This is a genomic window from Agrobacterium sp. M50-1, assembly GCF_049843495.1.
Lineage (GTDB): Bacteria > Pseudomonadota > Alphaproteobacteria > Rhizobiales > Rhizobiaceae > Agrobacterium > Agrobacterium radiobacter.
In genome coordinates this window covers 1-22728 of the sequence record NZ_JBBHZH010000011.1, presented here as the reverse complement: position 1 = coordinate 22728, position 22728 = coordinate 1, and the positions used below count along the sequence as shown (strand labels likewise).

The 22728-nt window shown below is 62.1% G+C and carries 17 protein-coding genes and 1 pseudogene; 8 read left to right on the top strand and 10 right to left on the bottom strand.

The window, feature by feature from the left end; genetic code table 11:
- Position 1 precedes the first annotated feature (1 nt).
- The 4 genes from WDZ78_RS21255 to WDZ78_RS21240 are packed head-to-tail and all read right to left on the bottom strand — an operon-like array spanning position 2 to position 6084.
- On the bottom strand, positions 2–1105 hold the full coding sequence (locus tag WDZ78_RS21255; protein WP_087746826.1) for an ABC transporter ATP-binding protein: 1104 nt from the start codon (positions 1103–1105) through the stop codon (positions 2–4).
- The gene (locus WDZ78_RS21250; RefSeq protein ID WP_425674159.1) at positions 1105–2457 is read right to left on the bottom strand and encodes a glycoside hydrolase family 28 protein; all 1353 of its coding nucleotides are present in this window, start codon (positions 2455–2457) and stop codon (positions 1105–1107) included. Before WDZ78_RS21250 ends, WDZ78_RS21255 begins: the two co-directional genes overlap by 1 nt.
- A complete protein-coding gene (locus WDZ78_RS21245) occupies positions 2454–3548 on the bottom strand; it encodes a glycoside hydrolase family 88 protein (protein ID WP_425674158.1) in 1095 nt (364 codons plus the stop codon). The genes WDZ78_RS21250 and WDZ78_RS21245 overlap by 4 nt, the downstream gene beginning before the upstream one ends.
- A gap of 13 nt (positions 3549–3561) precedes the next feature.
- The gene (locus tag WDZ78_RS21240; protein ID WP_425674157.1) at positions 3562–6084 is read right to left on the bottom strand and encodes a hypothetical protein; all 2523 of its coding nucleotides are present in this window, start codon (positions 6082–6084) and stop codon (positions 3562–3564) included.
- A 195-nt stretch (positions 6085–6279) separates the two neighbouring features.
- Here WDZ78_RS21240 and WDZ78_RS21235 point away from each other — a divergent pair, with 195 nt between their 5' ends.
- Complete coding sequence (locus tag WDZ78_RS21235) at positions 6280–7560, top strand: ABC transporter substrate-binding protein (RefSeq protein ID WP_026363346.1); 1281 nt, start codon at positions 6280–6282, stop codon at positions 7558–7560.
- Positions 7561–7812: 252 nt separating this feature from the next.
- Positions 7813–9795, top strand: a complete 1983-nt coding sequence (locus WDZ78_RS21230) for a phosphatase PAP2 family protein (protein WP_425674156.1) — start codon at positions 7813–7815, stop codon at positions 9793–9795.
- Positions 9796–9851: 56 nt separating this feature from the next.
- Here the strand turns inward: WDZ78_RS21230 and WDZ78_RS21225 are convergent, their stop codons facing one another.
- From WDZ78_RS21225 to WDZ78_RS21205, 5 genes are all read right to left on the bottom strand, one after another.
- The gene (locus WDZ78_RS21225) at positions 9852–11075 is read right to left on the bottom strand and encodes an MFS transporter (RefSeq protein WP_020008927.1); all 1224 of its coding nucleotides are present in this window, start codon (positions 11073–11075) and stop codon (positions 9852–9854) included.
- Positions 11075–13504 (bottom strand): TonB-dependent siderophore receptor, encoded by a 2430-nt coding sequence (locus WDZ78_RS21220; protein ID WP_020008926.1) that lies wholly within the window; start codon positions 13502–13504, stop codon positions 11075–11077. The genes WDZ78_RS21225 and WDZ78_RS21220 overlap by 1 nt, the downstream gene beginning before the upstream one ends.
- Positions 13505–13611: 107 nt before the next feature.
- Positions 13612–14580, bottom strand: coding sequence for a FecR family protein (locus WDZ78_RS21215; RefSeq protein WP_020008925.1), 969 nt, complete (start codon positions 14578–14580; stop codon positions 13612–13614).
- A gap of 84 nt (positions 14581–14664) precedes the next feature.
- On the bottom strand, positions 14665–15171 hold the full coding sequence (locus tag WDZ78_RS21210; protein WP_020008924.1) for an RNA polymerase sigma factor: 507 nt from the start codon (positions 15169–15171) through the stop codon (positions 14665–14667).
- 197 nt (positions 15172–15368) lie between these two features.
- Positions 15369–16517, bottom strand: a complete 1149-nt coding sequence (locus WDZ78_RS21205) for an ROK family protein (RefSeq protein ID WP_425674155.1) — start codon at positions 16515–16517, stop codon at positions 15369–15371.
- Between the two features lie 145 nt (positions 16518–16662).
- On the opposite strand from WDZ78_RS21205, the gene WDZ78_RS21200 reads away from it, so the two are divergent.
- The 6 genes from WDZ78_RS21200 to WDZ78_RS21175 all read left to right on the top strand — a co-directional run bounded on the left by WDZ78_RS21200 (position 16663) and on the right by WDZ78_RS21175 (position 22462).
- Complete coding sequence (locus tag WDZ78_RS21200) at positions 16663–17892, top strand: extracellular solute-binding protein (protein ID WP_425674154.1); 1230 nt, start codon at positions 16663–16665, stop codon at positions 17890–17892.
- An 87-nt stretch (positions 17893–17979) separates the two neighbouring features.
- Positions 17980–19020 carry an ABC transporter ATP-binding protein gene (locus WDZ78_RS21195; RefSeq protein WP_425674153.1) on the top strand — a complete coding sequence of 347 codons (1041 nt, stop codon included), beginning with the start codon at positions 17980–17982 and terminating at the stop codon, positions 19018–19020.
- The gene (locus tag WDZ78_RS21190) at positions 19020–19874 is read left to right on the top strand and encodes an ABC transporter permease (RefSeq protein ID WP_026363344.1); all 855 of its coding nucleotides are present in this window, start codon (positions 19020–19022) and stop codon (positions 19872–19874) included. The genes WDZ78_RS21195 and WDZ78_RS21190 overlap by 1 nt, the downstream gene beginning before the upstream one ends.
- Positions 19874–20737, top strand: coding sequence for an ABC transporter permease (locus tag WDZ78_RS21185; RefSeq protein ID WP_425674224.1), 864 nt, complete (start codon positions 19874–19876; stop codon positions 20735–20737). The genes WDZ78_RS21190 and WDZ78_RS21185 overlap by 1 nt, the downstream gene beginning before the upstream one ends.
- Positions 20738–20783: 46 nt before the next feature.
- Positions 20784–21680, top strand: coding sequence for a glycerophosphodiester phosphodiesterase family protein (locus WDZ78_RS21180; RefSeq protein ID WP_174070906.1), 897 nt, complete (start codon positions 20784–20786; stop codon positions 21678–21680).
- On the top strand, positions 21677–22462 hold the full coding sequence (locus tag WDZ78_RS21175) for an inositol monophosphatase family protein (protein ID WP_425674152.1): 786 nt from the start codon (positions 21677–21679) through the stop codon (positions 22460–22462). The genes WDZ78_RS21180 and WDZ78_RS21175 overlap by 4 nt, the downstream gene beginning before the upstream one ends.
- A 61-nt stretch (positions 22463–22523) precedes the next feature.
- Here the strand turns inward: WDZ78_RS21175 and WDZ78_RS21170 are convergent.
- Positions 22524–22728, bottom strand: a pseudogene (locus WDZ78_RS21170) (short-chain dehydrogenase/reductase); the annotation flags it as partial.

Below are 22728 nucleotides of genomic sequence, written 5' to 3'. Positions count from 1 at the left end.
GCTACCCTCTCCCCTCGCTCGCAAGGCGCGGCAGCGCCAGTTCGGTGGCGGGATCGAAGACATGCACCTTCTCACGCGCCGGCATGATCTTCAGCACCGAGCCGGAAGCGGGCGCGAAATGGCCCGCCTGATGCACGATGATCTGCTCCTTCTCACCCTTGATATTGCCGTAGAGATAGGTCTCGGTGCCGAGGCTTTCGTGGTACTGCACCTCGAAGGGCAGGCCGGCATCCGCGATGGTGAAATGCGAGGGGCGTATGCCCGCCAGAACCGCCTGTCCCGGACTGACGGTTGCCGGATCGACAAGGCAGGGCAGGGACACGCCGTAGCCGGCGTCGATGGCGATGCCGCCGTCTTCGCCCTTGGTGATGACGCCCTTCAGCATGTTCATGCGCGGCGAGCCAAGGAAACCGGCGACGAAGAGATTGCGCGGATTGTCGAAAAGCTCGAGCGGGCTGCCCACCTGCTCGATGCGCCCGGCGCGCAGCACGACGATCTTGTCGGCCATGGTCATGGCTTCCACCTGATCATGGGTGACATAGATCATCGTCGTCTTGATATCGCGATGCAGCCTCGTGATTTCGGCGCGGGTCTGGACGCGCAGCGCCGCATCGAGGTTGGAAAGCGGCTCGTCGAACAGGAAGATATCAGGCTCGCGCACGATGGCGCGGCCGATGGCGACGCGCTGACGCTGGCCGCCGGAAAGCTGTTTCGGCTTGCGGTCGAGATAGGGTTCGATGGCCAGCATGCGCGCCGCCTCGTTGATGCGGCTTTCGATTTCCGCCCGCTTGAAGCGCAGGTTCTCCAGCCCGAATGCAAGGTTCTTGCGCACGCTCATATGCGGATAAAGCGCATAGGACTGGAAGACCATGGCGATCTTGCGCTCGGCGGGAGAAAGCGCGCTGACATCGCGATTTCCGATGGCGATTGTGCCCGACGTGACGTCTTCGAGACCGGCGATGATGCGCAGCAGCGTCGATTTTCCGCAGCCTGAAGGGCCGACGAAAACGACGAATTCGCCGTTTTCGATCTGAAGATCGATATCATGCAGCACATGAACGGCGCCGAACGCCTTGTTGAGGTTTTCGAGTTTCAGACTTCCCATCACCTGCTCCCTTCGGACAAGTTCGTCGTCGCGACGATCTCTTGGCTGTTCCAGCCCTCGGGCAAGGGCGTCGTTCTTTTGATGGCGACATCGCGCGCCGCAAATCCTTCCACGCCGGCAAGATAGACCGCAGGCATTCCGCCGGGATAATCCTCCATTCCGACGATCCGGCCCTCAGCATCCTGCGTCCAGGCATTGGCGCGGCCGGCGGCATGGGGGCTTGGCGCAATATCCGCATTTGTGGGGCGCAGATCGTATTGCAGGCCGGTGCCGAGCTTGCCGGGCTGCTGCGACAGCGTGATGCGCTCCAGCCGGACATTGTGAATGCCGGCCTTCGATGTGGCGACGAGGTTGATCGCCCCTTCCATGGAGCCGCTCAGATCTTCCACGACCAGATTGTCGACGCTGCCGGCCTGACGCTCCGGGCGGCGGTCGACGACGGTGACGGTAACCGCTTCACCCGAACCCCAGAAGCCGCCCGGCGTTTCGTGGCATTCGGTCTCGATCCTTGAAAAGCGGATGTTGCGCATCGCGCCGCCATCGCGGGAAAACAGGCCGATGCCGCGATTGGACTGGACGATTTTGCAATCCTCGAACACGACATTGGTGAAATCGCCGAAGGATTCCGTGCCAAGCTTCAGCGCGCAACTCATGCTGGAAACGGTGCAGCGGCGAACGGTGATGTCGGCGCAGGCTCCCACCGCCTTGCCATCCGGCCCGGCGCTGGTCTTCAGGCAGATGCCGTCATCGGCAGTCGAGATGAAACAATCCTCGATCAATGCGCGCCGGCAGGCGTCCAGCACGATGCCGTCGGTATTCGGCAGGCGGCGATCGTTTTCGATGCGGAGATTGCGGAAATGAAGGTCCTCGCAATCGACCATATGCAGCGTCCACATGGGTGAGGCGCTGACGTGGAGGTTTTCGAGGCGCACGTTGCGGCAGGCTTCCAGCACCATGACGCGCGGGCGTTTTTTGGCCGGGATATAGGTGCCCATGACCTTGTCGTCGCCGATGATGAAGTTTTCGCCGCCGGCCTCGATGCGGCCGGGACCGGTGACGGCGACGTCATGCGCGCCGCGCGCGATGATCATGCCGCGGTTGGAATCCTCGGCGATGACCGAAACCGTCGTATCGGCATAGGCCTCGTAATCGGAAACGGGTGCAAGCACCGCGTCTTCGGCAAGGTGCAGTTCCACGCCGCTTTTAAGAACAAGGCCGCCGCTGACATGGCGTCCGGCTGCGAGCGATACACGCCCGCCGCCTGCGGCCGATACGGTGTCTATTGCCTGCTGGATGGCGGCAGTGGCGTCGTGGCCATCGGCTGCGGCTGTGATTTCGCGGTTCATGCTCATGATGCCTGCGGCCTTTTCAGAAAAACGTCGATCAAAAGCAGCATGGTCAGCGCCTGCCCATAGGGCGTGGGCAGATTGGGAATGCGGCGGTAGAAATCGAGATCGTGGCCCATCGGCGTGCCATCGGAGACGCCGTGAACGACACCTTCGTCATCGATATTGCCCAGCACCGCCTTCAGCGCGCGCTCGGCATGGGGGCGGTTTTCTTCGCCTAGGATGCCAGCCTCGATGCCGCGCAGAATGCCATAGGCGATGCCTGCCGTCGCCGATGTCTCGACCGGCGAGGTCGGGTCGTCGAGCAGCGTGTGGAACATGCCGTCCTCACGCTGATATTGGCGCAGCGACCGCACCTGGCTCGCCAGCACATTGGCGAGGAAACGTTTGTCCTTTCCGGCAAGCGTCGGCGCCAGTTCGAAGAGTTCGGGAATGGCGACGGTGATCCAGGAATTGCCGCGCGCCCAGAAGGCGTCAGCGAAATTATGGCGGCCGTTGAAGGTCCAGCCGTGATACCAGAGCCCGGTGACGGGGTCCGACAGATAACGTGTATGGATCATGAACTGGTAGACCGCCTCGTCTATCCAGTCCTGGCGTTTGCAGACGACGCCGGCGCGGGCGAGGAAGAGACATGCCATGAACAGCGTGTCGTCCCATAATTCGCCTTCATTCAGCCGTTCCTTGACGACGTGCTGGAAGCCGCCATCTTCGGTTTTCGGCAATTCATGCACCAGCCAGTCGGCCCAGTCTTCCACCAGCGCCCGGAAATCCGGCCGGTCGACGTGTTCGGTGAGGATGACGAGCGGCAGCATCGGCGCGGAACTGTTGATCTGGCGCGGCGGCAGGCCACGCTCGATCTGCCAGCCATACCATGTCACGAGGTCGTCCAATGCCTTCCGGTCGTTGGCGGCCAGCGCCCGGCGCAGGAAACCGTAAAGGCCCACGCCCACTTCCCAGTCCCATTCATCGAACTGGATCTTGCCATCGGAACTGCCGCTGACCAGACCTTCCTGAATGCCCTTGAGGCGGCTGAAGGCGGCGGCGACATTGTCGATCGTCGTCCTGAGAGTGTCTTTTTCCATGCTTGGCTGGTTCATCTGTCAATTCCGCCTAGGAGTAGAAGGGTCGCGCCGCGCCGCCCGATGCGGGGTCGGCGCTGTCGAAGGTGATTTGGGGTTGCGGCTGGTCATGGTCGAAGGCCATGGCTTGCCCGCCGATGGTGAAGGCGCCGTCCCAGCTGAGGGTGAGGTCCGGTCCGCCCGGCGGCGTGGCCGAGAGCAGCCGGTTTTCGGCATTGAAGGTGACCTGCGTGGCGAGAATTTTCTCGCGGAAACGGGCGAAAGCTTGCGTGTCGCCGCAGCCGATGACGCCGATCCAGCCGGCGCGGTGGCCGGGCGATCTGATCTCGCGGTTGGCGGTGGCGCCGGCGGTGATGGGCTGAAGCCCGTTCGTTGCGTAAAGGGCGGCAAAGCCGCGGCCGGAACGGGTGATGAGCCAGTTGCCTTCCGTCAACAGCTCGTCCAGCCCGTCGCGGCCGAGATAGGCGTGGGTCCAGTCATTGCGGTGATCGTCCGTGTCGAAGATCAGCATGGCCAGATCGCGATGCTGCGCCACGCGGGGCAGGATGCCGCTTCCCGCCCAATAGGAAGGGCGCTGCGTGCCCCACGGGTCGTCTTCACCGGGATGATTGACCCAGAGCCGCGCCATCGGGTGGCCGGCAAGCTTGATATCCATGACGTGCTGCTGATGGCCCTTGCGGCCGGTTTTGTGATCGACGACGGTGGAAAGCTGCGCGGCTTCGTTCTTGAACAGCACGAGCTTGCCGGGCTCCAGCCCCTGCGCATAACGGGCTTCCACCATGCGGCCGCTTTCCAGCCGGGAGAGGGCGGCAAGATGCGCCGGCGGCAGGTAGTCACCGCAGCAGAACATCGGCAGCGAGGCGACGCCATTGTTGAGCCAGCCTTGACCGAATGCTACCTGCGCAAAGGGCGCCAGTTCCGTCAGCGGCCCGGCGCGCAGCTCCTTGTCATAAGCCCGTCCTTGCGAACCGGAAGGGACGCCACCCAGCGTGTGTAGCGCGATCATCTCGAAAATGAGATCGAGCTGGTGGCGTGCGCGGGCGGCAAGTTCCGGCCCCGCCCAATGTTCGATGGCAAGAAGGCCGATGAAATCCACCGGGTAGTAGGCGGCGGAGTTCCATTCGGCGAGGCCATGCGCCTCGACGCTGTCGAACCAGCGCTCCAGACGGTCGGCGGCCAGCGCCGCCTGCTGCCGGCCGGAGCGGCCCGACGCGGTGAAAAGGGCATCCGGCAAATAGTCGCCGGCCAGCAGCTGGCTGGTGTGGAAACAAAGAACATGGTTCTCACTCCAGAACCACATGACGTCATTGCCCGGTTCGTCCACCCAGTAACGATAGCCGAGGATCGTTGCATCGATCCGCGCCCGCATGTCGGCCGGCAGCCGGTCGCCATAGGCGCGCACCAGCCAGAGCAGCGGGATCATCACGAAATCGGAGCAGTCTTCGCGCCTGTCGATGGAATGCAGCGTCGCATCAACGATGCCGCCAATCGTCTCGATGTCATCGCTGCCGGTGGCGACCATCGCCAGCGCGCGGCCGATGCGCCAGGCGCCGAAACGGGCGCTGAAGGAGAGGGCCGCCTTTTTGCGCTCGTTGATATCGGCATTGGATGCTTCCGGCGCGATATCATGCATGAAGGCGGCGTCGATGAGGCGGGTGACCGTTCCCGCTCCCGAACCCATGGTGATCCTGACACCGTGATATCCGTCCGGAATGCCCGACGTTCCGGGGATCGTCAGCGCGGATTGCCCGGCCTTCAGCACGGTGTCCACTTCCGCAAGCGCGGCGCGCTCGTGGCCATGGCTTTTGACGGCAATATGCACCGGCAGGTCGTTTGCCGGGGCCGCGCCGAAGACCAGTTCGAGAGGCGTGCCGGAAAATACATCCCGCGCCGGGTGAACGTCACGCACCAGCGCGGCAAGGCGCTTCGTCTCTTCGCGGTCGAGCGGCACCGGCAGCACGACGGTGAGGGGCACGGGATCGATGACCTCAAGTTCGAAAAACCAGATGATGTCGCGCTCCGCCAGATCTTCGCAGAGCAGCAGCACCTCGTTATCGCCGGCCGCCAGATCGAGCGTGATGTTGCGGCTGCTTTCGACATTGCGGATAAAGGGTTCAAAACGCACCTGTTCGACGCCGCCTACCCAGATGCGCACGCCGCCGCAGGTGCGCAGCCGGAAATGCGCCTTCCTTGCAGTCTCGCTGCGGAAAGCGCCCTTCAGCCAGCGCTGCACATGGGTCGGAACATGCCAGAAGCCGGTGAATTCGACGCGGCGGTTGGAGCCCGGCAGGTTGAGGTGTGACACCGGCCAGCCGGTATCGGGCGAGATGTCGCGGCCGATCATGGTCTCCTGGAAGGCCTTGCGGCAGGGAAGGTCGCCAACATCCACGAAACCATTGATGAAGCGATAGTTCACGCGGTCTTCGGCGGGGGCGGCGATGCCGGGAAACGACGTTTCCACCAGATCCGAGACGATCCAGGCGGTCACCGTCTCGCCATCCGCGACGGTATATGTCGGCTGCGACGCGTTCGCCGCAAATGCTGCATCCGTCATAATGGATCGCCTCCCATCGATCTATAATGAAATTATTTTCACAAATCTGTTTTCGCTCTTTCGCGTCGATTTGTGCGATTTCGCCAAAACAAACAGCTTGACGTTTATTCTGTCAAGCCGCAAAACATTATAAATCGAATTAAGCAGAGGAGCTTCCATTCGATTTATGAAAATATTTTCATTGGGAGGATGAGCATGATGAAACTGTTTTCGGGCGTCAGCGCCCTCGTAGTGGCCTCCGTCGCCGGTCTTGCGACGGCCCAGGCCGAGACCCGCACGATTACGTTCCTTTTTACCGATGACGACCAGGGTTACGTGCAGCGCATGTCGGAACTCAGCAAGGAGTTCGAGACGGCCAATCCCGGCGTGAAGATCAATTTCGTATCGTCGGGTTATGACGCCGTTTCCAAGCAGCTGCCGGTGCAGCTGGCGGTGGGCGAGGGCCCTGACATCGCCAAGATCACCGACTGGCAGCTCGCGCCCTATTATCTCGACATGCGGCCTTACATGAAGGATGCGGAAGCCTTTGCGAAACTGCATGGTTCCAGCCTTGACCAGCTTCGCCTGCCCAATGTCAACGACCCGAAATCGATCAATGGCTATATGGCGTCGCAGACGCTGAACCTGCCTTTCGTCAACAAGACGCTGTTCGAGCAGGCCGGCGAACCCTTGCCCGGCCCGACCGCCAAGTTAAGCGAGATCGTTGAAGCGTCCGCCCGCGTCGCCAAGTCGACCGGCGTGCAAATCCCCTTCACCATGGACCGTTCCGGCCACCGCTTTTCCGGCGGCGCCTTCTCTTATGGCTCGACCTATGTGAAGGACGGCAAGTTCAGCTTCCCTGATGATGCGGCGAAAAAATACATCGCCGATCTCTTTTCATGGACGCAGAACGGCAGCTTCCCCAAGGAAATGTGGGGTGCCGCCGGTGGTTCCCAGTACAAGAACATGGGTGACGAGTTCGTCAACGGCAATGTCGTGACCTATCTCGCCGGCAACTGGATGGTCAATCCGTTCCAGAACAAGATCGGCGACGGTTTCGAATGGACCGCGATCAATGCGCCCTGCGGCGATGCCGGCTGCTACGCCATGCCCGGCGGCACCGCAATCGTCGGCTTCAAGCGCACCAAATATCCTGAGGATGTCGCCCATTTCATCGAATTCCTCGGCTCCGAAAAGGTGCAGCGGGAAATCGCCGAAAACTATGTCATCCTGACCGGCGCGGAAATCGCCGATCCGCAATACAAGCTGAAGAGCGAAAACGCCAAGGCGGCGATGAAGGTCTTCCTCGACAACAAGAAGAACGTGCCGAAGGCCGCGCGTGAATTCGAACGGGCCAAGGGCGGCAGCGCCATGTATCAGCAGATCGTGCAGCGCATGAGCCAGCTCATCGTCGGTGAATTGACGCTCGACCAGACCTACAAGGTTCTGGAGGATGACGTCGCCAAGATCAACGAGGCTGTCGCGGTCAAGAAGTAACGGCACGGCCATCCGCTTTTGGCGGAATGGAGAAGCCGTCGGACGATATGCCCGGAGTGATACTCCGGGCATATTCCGCCGTTTCCTTGCGGAGGCGGCGCATCGTCGCCAGGGAACCGCCGCAAGGAGCCGTTCCCGTCGGCCCATCGAAAAACTGAAATATGCTTTGTTTAAACCTGACGATGAGGCGCGCGGAACGCCGCGCCGCCTGTTTTCGTCACGCGTCACTCGCTGAAAATCATAGGATTCGTCATGGCCAGACTGAAGATGTCGTCTTTCTTTTCCGCACGCTCGACCCTGCTCGCCTCGGTCGCCTTGCTGGTTTTTGTTCCCGGCGCGCAGGCTTTCGATGCCGCCCAACCGGTGGGGCGTGGCTATGCCATCACGGTGCCGGAACCGGGCGCGACATATCCGCTGCCGCTCGCCGACAATTATCGCAACCAGACCGGCAAGAATGAGAAGGGCGAGGATGTCCGCGCCTATGACGACCGGGACAATCCGATCATTGAAATCCTCTCCGGTTTTAATCGCATCTGGACGCTTGGCGATGAAAAATGGGCCGATGGTGGCGCCAATGGCGACGGCCCGGCGGATTTCAGCCATGTGAAGATCGTCGATCCCGCTGTCTGGCAGGAAAACATGCGTTATGTGCTGTCCGTCACCGGCGAAAACCGCACGCGTGCCGCCGCTTTCGAAGCCTATATGAACGACCGCCGCTCGCAGGGCTACAGCGTCATCGAGGGCCTGGGCCCGCTTGCCGCCTGGTATCGCGAAGGGGCGGGTGCGACGACGACGATCAATCACACGCCTGCGGATTTCGATCCGAACGAGGTCATCACCCGCAAGGAGGACGACAAGGGCACCGAGGCGGGTGCGGCGGATAGCGAGCTGAAGGATTTCGTCGCTTTCATGAAGGTGATCCGCGGCCCGGAAGGCACGACATCGCCGGCCAAATATTTCTATTCCTCACCGCGTCCCTGGCGCATGAACGCCAAGGGCGAGGTGATCGAGACCGGTAAGGAAACGATCGGCGACCGCGCATTCGAAAGCTATGACAGCGACCCCGGTGTCATCGTGCCGGCACTGAAATATGCGCGTGAAACCCGTGGTCGCGGCAAGGATGGCGGTTTCCCGAGCGGGCACACCAACGCCGCCTATCTCGCTGCCATCGCTTATGCCTATGCCGCGCCGGAGCGCTTTTCCGAATTACTGACGGCGGCCTCCGAACTCGGCGAGAGCCGTATCGTCGCCGGCATGCATTCGCCGCTCGACGTGATCGGCGGCCGCATCACGGCAACCGCCATGGCTGCGGCCATGCTGCAGGATCCGAAAAACGCCGAGGTGAAGAAGGCGGCGCATGAAGCCTTGCAGGCCTATTTCACTAAGCGTCTGCCGCAGGGGCAGTCGCTTGTCGATTTCGCCCATGGCGCAAAGCCGGATGCCGACCGCTTTGCCGATGATGCGAAGAACGGGGTGGACTATCGTCGGCGCATGACTTTCTCCTTCAGCCGCGACAAGGCCGTGGGAGATGCGCCGATGGTGGTGCCGAAGGGCGCGGAAGTGCTGCTGGAGACGCGTCTGCCCTATCTCGACGCCGCAGAGCGGCGCGCCGTGCTGTTTTCCACCGGCATCGAGGCCGGTTATCCGCTGCTCGATGACAGCAATGGCTGGGGCCGCATCAACCTGGTGGCCGCTGCCGGTGGCTACGGCGCGTTTGACGGCGATGTCGAGGTGACCATGGACGCCGCCGCCGGCGGGTTCAATGCGGCGGACCGATGGACCAACGATATCGCCGGGGCAGGGCGTCTCGTCAAATCCGGCAGCGGGGCGCTGACGCTCAGCGGCCATAACAGCTATGGCGGCGGCACGATTGTCAGGGACGGAACATTGGTGGCTTCCGCCGCCGATGCTCTTGGAACAGGCGGCGTGCTGGTCTCGGGCGGCGCGCTCTCCCTTGCGGCAGAGAAGGACGTCGTCATCGGCGGCGACTATGCGCAGTCGGGCGGCACGCTGGCGCTTGATCCGCAAAAGGCTGCACTGCGGATCAAGGGCAATGCGGTGCTGGACGGCGCGACGCTGAGGCTTGCTTTTGATGGCGGCGCGCCAGCTGCCGGAACGCGGCTCGCGGTGCTGTCCGCCAATGGCCTGACCGGCACATTCGCCACGATCGATGCGGGCAATGTGAAGGTGCGGCCGGTCTATACCGGTTCGGCACTGTCGGTGGTGGTCGAATAGGCCGATGCAAGAGGCCTGCCGGGCGCGGTTGAAGCCGCCGCGCCCGGAGGTTCGGTTCAAGAGTCCTGCCGCCGCATCAGCAGGAAGATGACCGGTGCGGCGAGCACTGAAACGATGGCGGCAATGATGAAGGAGGCCTGATAGCCGAATTTTTCGGCGATCGCGCCTGCGCCCAGCCCGCCGATCATGCCGACAACGCCATCCATGCACTGGAACAGGGTGAAATCGACCCCGGCCTGCCGGGGGTCGGACCAGCCCATGAAGCAGGCGTAAAGCGCGACGAAGCCGATGGACATGATGCCCGACGAGCTAGCCACCGCAACGGCCATGACGACCCATTGCGAAATATCGCGATGAACGCTGAAATAGGCGAAAAGGCACAACAGCGCCGTCTGCACGAAGATGGCGATGAGCAGGATTCGTGACGCCCCGTAGAGGCGTACCAGCGTGCCGCCGAGCAGCGCGCCGGCGAAACCGACGATCATGCTGCCCACGCCATTCAGCGCGCCGATGGTGGCGAGGTCGAAACCGTAATCGACCAGGAACGGGCCGAGCATTGCCAGGCCCCATTTCTGCGCCGCGACATAAACGGCCGCGACGAGAAGGCCGGTGCGGACTTCCCGTCGCCTGAGCGCGTTTTTGATCGATGGCAGGTGGTCCCGTGTTTGCGGGACCGTTCTTGCCGCCGGGCCGAGCAGGAAGGGGAGCGCGAGCAGGATGACGAGCCCGGCCATGACCAGCGTGGCGCTCGTCCAGCCGGCGCGCTCCACCAGCACCAGAAACAGGCCGGCGCCGATGGCGGAGCCGAGATAGGAGCCGCCCACCTGTGCGGCATTGCCCCAGCCATGATGCTCTTCCGCCAGCGTTTCGACCGCATAACCGTCGCAGGCGATGTCGACTGTCGCCGTCACCAGCGCGATTACCGACAGGATGGCGATTGCGACGGAAACCGGCGACGGGCCGGTGAAAGCAAGGACAGCGAGGCCGCAGGCGCAGGCGGCGATGCCCGTGCCGACGATCACCCGCGACCGGTTCCTGCCGACGGGCGGCAGCCGGTAACGCTCCACATGCGGCGACCAGAGGAATTTCAGCGCCCAAGGCAGAACGACGAGATAAAGCAGGCCGATCTGGTCCAGCGGCAGCCCGGCGGTTCTGAGCACCGCCGGCAGGCCGAGAAAGGTTAGCCCGCCAATCACGCTCTGGCCGACATAAAGCCCGCCGACCGCGACGAAGACGGCGGCCGGCGACGGCTTGGTTTTTGCAGGGTTCTGCTGCAGCATCAGAAGCGATACCGGATGCTGCCGACGACCTTGCGGCCTTCGTCATAATAGCAGAAGCCCGTGGTGCAGACCTGTTTCACCTCGTCGAGAAGGTTGGTGGCATTGATCTGCAGTTTCACCCCTTCCAGCGAGGGCAGGGCCTTGCCGAGATCGTAGCGTAGCGATGCATCGACGAAGGTGCGGGCCTCGTTGTCGAGAATGGGCGTGTGCTGGTTGTCGCCGAAGCTCGATCCGACATAACGAACGCCCGCGCCGATGCCGAGGCCTTCGAGCGCACCGCTCTGGAACTCGTAATCGGCCCACAGCGAGAAGGTGTGATAGGGCGAGGAATTGAGCTGCTTGCCCACCGTTTCCGACGTCAGTTTGGTAATTTCAACGTCGTTATAGGAATAGGAGCCGATGAGGCTCCAGCCATTGTCGAGCGAGGCCGTGGCTTCGAGTTCCACGCCGCGCGAGCGCAGGTCGAGCTGGCGCAGCAGGTTGATGCCGGACGAGGTCTCATAGACCGTCGCATTGTCCTGATCGAGATTGAAGAAGGCGGCGCTTAGCAGGGCGTTATATTGCGGCAGGGCATATTTCACGCCGAGCTCATATTGCTTGCCGACCGTCGGCTGCGCCTGGCCCGTAACCGTTCCCGTGGTGATGATGACGCCCGGATTGGCGACGAAGGAGGTGCCGTAGCTGACATAGGGCATCACGCCGCTGTCAAAGACATAACCGAGGCTGGCGCGGCCGGTCGTCTTGGTTTCATCGCCGTCATAGGTGGGAGCCGTTGCGTCTCCGACGGTCTGGGCCTGATATTCGGTGTCCAGCCAGTCGTGACGAATGCCGGCCGTCAGGCGCCAGCGGTCGATTTCGACCTGATCCTGCGCATAGATGCCGAGCGTGTTCATCCTCTGCTTCAGTATCAGCGACACATCAGGCACATAGGTGAAGGTGTCGGTGAAGGGGCTGGCGCCGTTGCCCTGTTTCGAGGTGTAGGACATGTGGCTGAAGTCGATACCCGTCAGCAGCGTATGTTTTGCCGGGCCGGTGTCGAATTCTGTCTTCAGGTAATTGTCGGCGGAGACGCCTTCATTGTCCTCGATGGTGATGCCGGGATAATTGGCGAAGACCCATTGCTGGTCGGCCGAAAGGGCCGAATAACGCGCCTTGCTGTAGAAGGTGACGTTGTCGTTGATTTCATGCTCGAACTCATAGCCGATACGCCATTGTTTCTGCTCGAAATCATTAAAACGGGAATCGCCGCCATAAACCGGCGTCGCGCCGATCGACTTGCCATCGCTGCCGTAATTGTTGATGTATCCCCAGGTGCCGCCGGTGGTGCTGTCCATATATTCGCCGAGCAGCGTCAGCTTGGTGCCTGCATCCGGCTGGAAGGTGAAGGCCGGCGCGATGAACAGCCGGTCGTCCTTGATGGCGCTGATTTCGTTGCGGCCATCGCGGGCCACCCCGGTCAGTCGGTAAAGCATGGTCTTCTCATCATCGACGGCGCCGGAAAGATCGAAAGCGCCCTGCACGCGGCCGAAAGAGCCATATTGCAGCTCCACCTCGCGCAGCGTCTCTTCGGTCGGGCGTTTCGAGATGATATCGACAATGCCGCCGGAGCTGCTTGCGCCATAGATGGAGGCGGCCGGGCCGCGCAGGATGGAAACCGCTTCCACGCCATAGGGCTCAAGCCGGGCGCTGCCGTTCTGGCTGCTGACCTGCCGCAGGCCGTCGCGGAAGATGCCGGTGGCGCTGAGATCGGTGCCGCGCACCTTGAAGGCGTCGAAACGCGGCTCCGCGCCATATTGGCCGATGCGCGCGCCGGGCGTGTAGTTCAGCGCTTCCGAGAGGTTCTGCGGCTTCAGGTCGTCGAGTTGCTTGCGGCTGACGGTGGTGATCGACTGGGCGGTTTCGGCAACCGGCGTATCGGTCTTGGTGGCGGTGCGGCCGGATTTGCCGACATAGCCATTGCTCTCGATGATGCCCCTGGCGCCTTCAAGGCCGGTGCCCTGCACGGTGATCGGCGCAAGCAGGGTGCTGCCGGCGGCAGCCGAACTGCTGCTTTCGCCGGTCTGGCTGGCGGGATCGAAAATGCGGACGGTATTGCCGCCGGCCAATGCGTAGTTCAGTCCCGATCCGGCCAGAAGCCCGCTGACGGCCGCCGATACGCTGAGCGTGCCCTTGACCCCGGCCGTGCTGCGGCCCTTCGTGATCGCGGAGGGGTAGACCATGCGCAGATTGGCCTGGCGGCCGAAGCTGAGAATGGCGTTTTCCAGCGGCCCTGCGGGAATGGAGACGGTGACGGTGGCGGGTGCGCCGCTTGCGGCGGGCGGTGTCTGCGCGCTGGCGGTCGTGGCGCCCGGACCTGCGGCGACGATACCCCCGATGATCGCCGTCGTCGTCAGCCAGAACCAGCCGCGTGCCTGCTTGCCCAAATTCATGTCATTCCCTCTCACTCGTGATCTCATGCCCCCGCTGAAACGGGTCCTGATTGCCTAGAGTGAAAAGGCGGGCCGACTCCTGACGTCGGATTTGCGAAAAAGTTATTTTATCGCGAGCGGACGAAAACCAGCATTCCGGAAAGCCGCGATACCGAAACGGGAAGGCTCTCTTCGAGAATGGTGAGCGCCTGATCCGTGTCCTTGAGGTCGAAGATGCCGGAGACGTGCTGTCTCGCCGCCGCCTCATCGAGGATGACGATGCGGCCCCGGCGATATTGCGAGAGAATATCGAGAACCTCGCGCAGCGGCTGGCCGGAAAAGACGAGCTTGCCTTCGCGCCAGGCCATGCTGTTGGCGACATCCTTGCGGGCGCGCACCAGCCTGCCGTCGCCGCCAAGGGTAACGGCCTCTCCGGGTGTCAGCACGGCGATCTCGGCGCCTGTGGTCACTTCCACCCGGCCTTCTTCCACCTGCACCTCCTGCGGCAGCGCGCCATTGCCGGTGCGCACCGAATAATGGGTGCCGAGCGCCTTTGCCGTCAGCGCTCCATCCTCGACGATGAAGGGCCGCTCCGGGTTTTTGGCGACATCGAAATAGGCTTCGCCGCGAAAAAGGGTGATGCGCCGTTCCTTTTGCGAATAATGAACCGCAATCGCCGTGTCGGTGTTCAGGCTGACGCGGCTGCCGTCTTCCAGCGAAACCATGCGTGTTTCGCCGATTTCGGTGTAATAATCCGCCTGCCAGCGGTCCTTCAATCCGCTTTTCTCCACAAACATCGCTGCAAGCCCGATGAGGCAGAGACCGGCAACACCCGCCAGCATTGCCCGGCGAGGTCCGCGCCGTTTTCGCTGTTCAACCGGCGCAAGCTCTATATCGCCAAGCTCGCCCCAGAGGCTCTGCATGTCCTCATAGGCGCTAGCATGGGCGGCATCGGCCCGCAGCCAGACATGAAACGCCTCGCGCTCCGCTTCCGTCGCGTCTGCCGATTGCATGCGCGCCACCCACAGCGCGGCCTCTTCGGCCAAAGCGTCATCGGTCAAGCCGTTATCCTTCAGACCGTCCGGGCGCTTGTTCATGTCCTGATCTGCCGTTTGTTGCGTGCTGAGATGTGGTCCTTTTCCCTTATAGAGTGAAAAAGGATGCGAACACCTGATGCCGGTCTACATTTTTATTTGCGCGCGGACCTGACGGCAGTGCAGCAGCGCCTTGATGATGTGTTTTTCCACCATGTTGCGGGAAATGCCGAGAAGGGCGGCGATTTCGCCATTGGAATGGCCATGCAGGCGGCTGAGCACGAAGACCTGCTGGCAACGCTTGGGCAGGGCCTCGATGGCCCGCGCCATTAAAATAAGGTGCTGCCGCCCGGCGACGATCCGCTCCTGCCCCGGCTCTTCGCAGGCAACGGCAAAACCCGCTTCGTAAGGTGCGAATAACGGCCGCTCGCGCGACTGGCGAATGGCTGTCAGGCGGGCGACGGACCGGGCGATCTGGAAGAGATAGGCCTGTGGATTGTCGATCAGCGTGGCATGAGAAACCTCCAGCGCCCGCAGCACGGTTTCCTGCATGGCGTCGGCAGCGTCTTCCCGGTTCTGCAGGCGCCGGCGGAAAAACCGCATCAGGCGGCTTTCCTCCTCGGCATCGAGAACCTGTAACAGGGCTTTGCTCATCAATCGACCCGGTGACGTATTGGCTTGGCGCATGAAGCAGCTCGATATGCTGCGTCATGTCGCGATAAACATGATATTTGTAATCATATTTATCGCCTTCGGATGCAAGCTGCCAACCAGTAAAAAACCGGGGGCGAAATCAGGCTCACGTTTCCGTGATGATTGTTGCGGGATTACATCAGGCCGCTTGGGCTGAGTTACAGGAAATAGCGCACCCTGAGCGGCAGCAGCGCCGCACCGATGGCGGATGGATCGCCCTTTGTTTCGCTGAGAACCAGCTTCGCCTCCTTCGGCCCGACACCGTAACGATGTTCGCGCCGGGAGGGCATGTGCGTGCGTTCGATCATCATCTGCCCCAGCGCGCGTGGCAATTGTCCGCCAAAGACGATGGCCTGCGGATCAAGGACCGCGATCAGGCTCGCCACCAGCCTGTCCACCTGCGGCATCGTCTCGGTCAGCCATTCCTCGACGCCCGGCCATGCGGGGTCAAACTGCTGGTAAAGCGCCTCGATCGAATGGATGTCGATGCCGTTTTTCTGCAGGGTGGTGATCAGATATTGCAGGGCCGGCCGTTTGGACGATTCATCCGGGCTGTATATGCCGCTGAATTCGCCGGCATTGCCATGAAAGCCGTGAAACGGCTGGCCGCCGAGGACCAGTCCGCCGCCGAAACCATAATTGAAGGACAGATAGGCGAAGGTCTGGCACCAGGAACCGACGCCGCGAAGGCTTTCGCCGATTGCGCCCGTGGTGGCGTTGTTTTCCAGCCAGACCGGCAGGCGGAACCGTTTCTCAAGGATCGGCTTCAGGTCCATCAGCGACCAGTCGCGCAGAGGTTCCGGGGCGTTGAAGGCGCGGTCTTCCGACACGAAGAAGCCTGACATGGAAAAACCGAGACCAAGCAGGCGTTCGCGCGGGATGCCGTGCTCCGCCAGCAGCCGTTCGAGGGCCAGCGACAAGGCGGCAAGCGTCTCCTCCCGGTCCTCCGGAAGCATCTTCAACTTTTCCTCGACAATCACGTCGCAGCGAAAATCGGCGATGCAGATCACCACCGAGTCGGTGTTGATGGAAATGCCGAGCGAATAGGCCGCCTCCGGCGCCAGCTCAATGGTCGGGCTCGGCTGGCCGCGTGTTCCCTTGAGTGGCGCTCCCGTGCGTAAAAGCCCGCGCTCCAGCAGGCCTTCGATCAGCCGGTGTACGGATTGCTGCGTGAGGTTGGTGTGGCCGGTAATCGATGCGCGGGCAATGGGGCCGTGGCGGCGCACGATGTCCAGAATAAGACGCTCGTTTTCGCTGGCAAGCGGCTGGCGGTCGAAGGTCTGCTGCGGCGTCTGATCTGTGGTCATGGCCTTGGATAACGGCTGCGCGGAGCGGCGGCAACATGGGGCATTGGTTTGCGACAGCATTTTTCACTGGACTGTCACAAATATTACACTTAGAGTGTATTAATAAGGGGCCGGTCAACAACGGGTCCCCAGGAGGAACCATTCAATGCGCATGAAATTTCTTGCGATCGCCGCGCTTGCGCTGGCGACGACGGCGGCGCCGTGCCTTTCGGCAGACAGCAACATGAAAAACCTCGACTTCGATCTGTCGAAGGTCACGCGTGACAATTTCTATGAGATCGTCGTTCCCGCCGCCAAAGCCGAGGGCGCGGTGACGATGTATAATTTCGCCGGCAGTTTCGCCGATACGTGGAAAGAGTTGATCAGCCGTTTCGAAGCCAAATACGGCATCAAGGTCGCTTATAGCGATGTGAAGGGCGATCAGGCGAACCAGCAGCTCATCGCGGTGCAGGCGGCCGGCCAGGATTCGCCCGTCGATGCCTATTTTGCCGGTGGCGGCAGCTATCCGCTTCTCTCCTCCAAGGGCGTTGTCGGCAATATTCCGCTGACGAAAATCCTGCCGAACATGGCCAATTACAATCCGCAATTGGCCGAAACCGTCTTCGGCAAGTCGCATGGCGGCAGCTTCCCGCTGGTGCATCTCAACCAGACCGCAATCGGTTACGATTCCGCCTTCGTGAAGGCCGAGGATGTGCCGAAGAGCTTCGAGGACCTGCTTGCCTGGGCGGAAAAGAACCCGAAGCGCCTTGGTGTCACCCTGCCGGCCAAGGGCGGTTCCGGTGGCGGCTTCATCTATTCGGTGGCGCTCAATTATCTCACCGGCGACTGCCGGGCAAAGCTCACCGACTATAATCAGACGCTGCAGCAGGCCGAAGACTGGGCCATGGAGTCCGAGTGCCTTACGCCTGTCTGGGACTATTACCGCCGTCTTCTTGCCGTCGCTGAACTGACCAATGGCAATGCCGACACGCTCAACCTCATCAATAACCAGCAGCTTCACATGGGGACCGTCTGGGAAGACCAGGTCATGAGCTTCCTCGGCACCAAACAATTGCCGGACAGTTTTCGTGTCACGCTTCTGGAAAAGGGCCAGGTCGGTTCGGGTGACGCGATGTTCGTGCCGGCCAATGCGAAGAACGTCGCTGCGGCGCTGCTGCTGATCGACATGGCGATGAGCAAGGAATTCCAGCTCTGGAAGCTGGAAAACAAGGCCTCCCGCTCTCCGCGCGCCGATGTCACCAATGATCTGATGCCGAAGGCCGTGCAGGAGCATGTGCTGCCGCAGAGCGTCTATCCGCGCCTGTCTCTCCCGGCTTTCTGGGACATGTCGACGGCGCTTGCCGAGGCGCTCGATGAGAAAGTGCTGAACCAGTAACGCCGTCTGGATCGCCGGATCGTGCGGGCCGCGAGTGGCTTGCACGGTCCGGAGACCTTTGGTCAAAAAATATGAGGGAGCCTCGCCATGAGTGAACTCGAGATAAGCAATATCAGTAAGGATTACGGGGCGAGCCGGGCGCTTCATCCCGTATCGATCACCGTTGAGCGGGGCGAATTTGTCACCATTCTCGGCCCCTCGGGTTGCGGCAAGTCCACGCTTTTGCGCATCCTCACCGGCATCAGCCAGCCGTCGGGCGGGGAAATCCGGCTTGGCGGCAAGCGTATCGATCAGGCGCCGCCGGAGGCGCGTGATATCGCCATGGTGTTCCAGTCCTATGCGCTTTTCCCGCATATGTCGGTCGTCAAAAATCTCGGCTTCGGCCTGAAGATGAAGAAGGTTGCGAAGGATGAGCGGGCGCGGCGCATCGCCCATGCGCTTGAGATATGCAATCTCACCGGTCTGGTGGATCGCATGCCGCGGCAATTGTCCGGCGGCCAGCAGCAGCGCGTGGCTCTGGCGCGCGCCATCGTCATGCAGCCGAGCCTGCTTCTGTTCGATGAGCCGCTCTCCAACCTCGACGCCAAGCTCCGCGATACGTTGCGCCATGAGCTGACCGAGCTTCACCGCCGCATTGGCGCCACCAGCCTTTATGTGACGCATGATCAGGCCGAGGCCATGGCGATGTCTGACCGGATCGTCGTCATGAATGCCGGCCGTGTGGTCGAGGTCGGCACACCGCTCGAGCTTTACCGCTCGCCGAAACATGCCTTTACCGCCGGCTTCCTTGGCCAGACCAATCTTCTGCCCGTCTCCGCCGAGGGCGAGCGGGCGCAATTGCCCTGGGGCCAGTCCGTGACGCTGGATCGGGCGGCGGCCGGCAACGTCCAGATTTCCGTTCGTCCGGAAAACATCCATATAAGCGCCGATCAGGCCGGTGACGGCACGGTTTGCGCCGTCTCCTTCATGGGCGCCAATGCGCTCTACACGGTCGAGATCGGCGGCCGCCAGATCAGGGTCAGCCAGTCCGGCGCGGACAATCTGATCGATGCCGGAAAAAGGGTTGCCCTCCAGTTTCCCGGTTCAGTCCATCTTCTCGATGACAGGATGGCGGGGGAGGCGGCATGATGGCCGGGGTTCTCCGTGACAGGCGCGCCCAGCTTCTCCTCCTGCTGGCGCCGGGGGTGGGTTATCTTCTGGTCTTCTTTGGCGGGCCGCTGCTGTCGGCGCTGATCGGCAGTTTCAGGCAGGAAGATGGCGGCTTCACGCTGATGTTCTACCAGCGGATTTTCACCCGTGCCTCGATGCTCCGGGGTCTTACGACCTCCATCTATTACGGCGTCATGCCTGTCATCGTCTCGCTTGCGGCCTCGGTGCCGCTGGCGCTTTTGATCCGCAAGAGCTTTCTCGGGCGAAAACTGTTCAGCGGTCTTTACAAACTGCCGATGGCGGTGCCGGGCATCATCGTTGGCCTGATGGTGATCGTCGTTTTCGAAAGGGGCGGTTTTCTCGACCGGCTGGTCGCGCCGCTCGGGCTGGAACTGCCCAAGCTCGTGCGTGACGACTGGGGCATCGGCGTCATTCTCGCCAGCGTCTGGAAGCAGATACCCTTCATGACGCTGATCATCACCAGCGCTTTTGCGGCCATTCCCGAGGATATCCGTTACGCTTCGCGCACGCTTGGCGCTTCGCGGCTGAAGACCTTTTTCTTCGTGGAGGTGCCGCTTGCCATGCCAGGCATCACCGCCGCCATTCTTCTCACCTTCATCGGCTCCATGGGTTCCTATGCCATTCCCGACATTGTCGGCCCGCCGACGGCCCGGCCTCTTTCGGTGCTCATGATCCAGGAGTTCAATCAGGGCCGTTTCAATCAGGTCTATGCCATGGGCATGGTGCTGAGCCTCTTCGCGGTCTCCGTCCTCATTCTCTACTATTCCCTGACATCCCGCATCGGCCCCGGCCAAAACCGAGGAGACGCATGATGAGCACTCTCGCCATCGAAAACGACGCCATTGTCCGCCGCCGCGCCTTTACGCCGGAGGACCGGATTTTTGTCTCCATCGGGCTTTATGGCGCGCTGACGCTTGCCATTGCCCTGCCGCTGGCGCTGATGTTCCTCTGGAGCATCGCCGACGGCTGGTCGCCGCCGCTTGTCGTGCCGAAGGATTACACCACGGCGCGCTGGGCGGGCATTCTGGGCGATGCGAGCCTCATCCGCGCTGCCATCAACAGCATCGTCATCGCCGTCGTCGTCACCTTCCTGACGGCGGCCATTGCGCTGCCCACGGCCTGGGCCATGGCGCGTTTTCCCTTCCGGCTGAAACGGCTGGTGGAAATCTTCATCCTGGCGCCGATCATCATTCCGGGGCTGGTCGTCGCCGTCGGCATCGGGCAGGTGTTCCTGCTTCTCGGGCTTGCCTATTCGGTTACGGGGGTCATTCTCGTGCAGATCGTCGGCACCCTGCCGCTGATGATCCGGCTGATGACGGCGACGCTGGAGACCATTCCCGATGATCTCATCCATGCCGCCCGCTCGCTCGGCGCGGGCACGGTCGGCATTGTTTTTCACATCATCCTGCCGCTTGCGGTGCCCGGCCTTCTGGCCGGCGGGCTGATGTCCTTCATCGGCAGCTTCGAGGAATTCGACAAGTCCTTCATCGTCGGCGCGCCCGTTGTCGAGACCCTGCCGATCAAGCTCTACATGTATCTCGACCCCTATTCGATGCAGCTGCCGCTCGCCTCGATCGTTTCCTTCATCCTGCTCCTTCCCGCACTCATCGTCTTCATCATCGCCGGCCGCATCCTGCGCGACGATCTGATGGCGGCGGGCATGGGGAAAATCTGATCCGGGCGCTCAAACCCGGTAATTGCAACGTCCGAAAGTGAAAACCATGCACCAAACTCTTGCAGCCTCCCGTAAGACCTCCAATCCCTGCAATGTGCTTGCGCTCTGCTCGCGCGACAATCCGGCCATCCTGACCATCGCCCATCGCGGTTTCTGGACGGCCACAGCGGAGAACTCGCTCGCCTCCGTCCGCGCTGCGGTCGCCGCCGGTGTCGAGATGATCGAGATCGACACGCAGGCGACGGCCGATGGTCGGCTGGTCGTCATTCACGATGAAACGCTCGACCGCACCACGACGGGCAAGGGCACCGTGAGCGCACTGTCTTTTGAAGTGGTTCGCGCAGCGAAGCTGAAGGCCGGCGCGGGTGGCGATGCGGCGGATGTGACCGAGGAATGCGTGCCGACGCTGGAAGAATTGCTGGAGGAGGCGCGCGGCAAGATTACCGTCAATATCGACACCAAATTCACCCGCGATCTGCCGCAGGTCATGGAAACCGTGCTGCGGCTCGGTGTTGAAGACCAGGTGCTGGTCAAGACCGATATCGATCCCGAGGCCAGCCGTTTCGAGGTGTTGGACACCGACTGGTTCGGCAAGATTCCGCATATGCCGATGTTTCCGGTGAGAAAAGGCAGGTTCGCCGAGGATCTGCGCCGCATCGAGGCATTGAAGGCGCCGATGATCGAGGTGAAATTCACCGATATCGCCGATCTCACCGAAGGCCGTGCGGAGATGGAGCGCCAGAATATCCGCCTGTGGATCAATTCGCTCGACGTTTCCCATTGCCTCGATTTCAACGATACGCGGGCGCTTTCAAATCCCGAAGCCGTGTGGGGCGCCCTTGCCGAGGCTGGCGTCGGTGCGATCCAGACCGATGAAGTCGAAGCCTTTACCAGCTGGCTGAAGGCGGGCGCCGGCGAGACGGGCAGGGCGTGGACACGATGAGCGAGCGTCTCGAACGCGCCGTCGCCATTATCGAGGAAGCGATGGGCCTTGCCCTTCGCTTTTTCGAGGCGCGCGACGCCATCGCCACCCGGACGAAGGGCTTTCAGGATTTCGTTTCGGACGCCGACACCACGGTCGAACGACTGGTGCGTGACCGTCTGGCGGCTGCTTTTCCTGGCGAAACCGTGCTCGGTGAAGAAATGGGCGGCGTGGCCGATGACGCCTACTGGATCATTGATCCCATCGACGGCACCGCGAATTTCCTGCGCGGTTCGCCGCTCTGGGGCATCTCGCTCGGCTTCGTGCGCAACGGCCGGCCGGAACTCGGCGTCGTTGCCATGCCGGTCTTCGGTCATATCTATGCGGCGGCGGAGGGGACCGGGCTGATGCTGAACGGCAAGCCCCTTGCCCGCCATGTGCCTTTCGAGGATGTGCAGGTCATGTCGCTCGGCGACAGCGCCGCCGCCGATGCGGAAGAAGTGGCGGCTCTCAACGTCGGGCTCAGGCATGCGGGCTGGGTGGTGGAATCCATCCGCTCGACATCGATCGGCCTTGCCTTTGCCGCACGCGGCGTCTTCGACGGCCATCTGCAGAAGCTGACGACCATGTGGGATATCGCCGGCGGCGTCGTTCTCGCACGGGAAGCGGGTCTCGATGTCCGTATCGGAACGCGCCCCGGCAGCGGCATCCCCTGGGTCGCGGCCGCAACGCCGGCGCTGATGGCGGTGACGGAGGGATTGTGGCCGCAGATCGCAGAAAAAGTGCCGGCGGAACCTGCGTGAGCACTTGTGAAAGCCGATGGCAGGTGTTGCTGAAACATCTGCCATCCGCCGCTTTCGGGCGTCACTTCGCCCGGGCCAGCGCAATTGCGTCAGGGCCAGCGGGAAAACGGAGCTGGCCGGACACATCATGGGCGGCGCTCCAGATCGCTTCGGCGACATCCTGTTCGCTGGTTGTCATGGCCGGTTTGGCGAAGCCTTCGAGAATTGGGCCCGCGAAGTCCATGTAATCGTCCGGCAGCAGCTCTTCCAGCGGAAGGATGGCATTT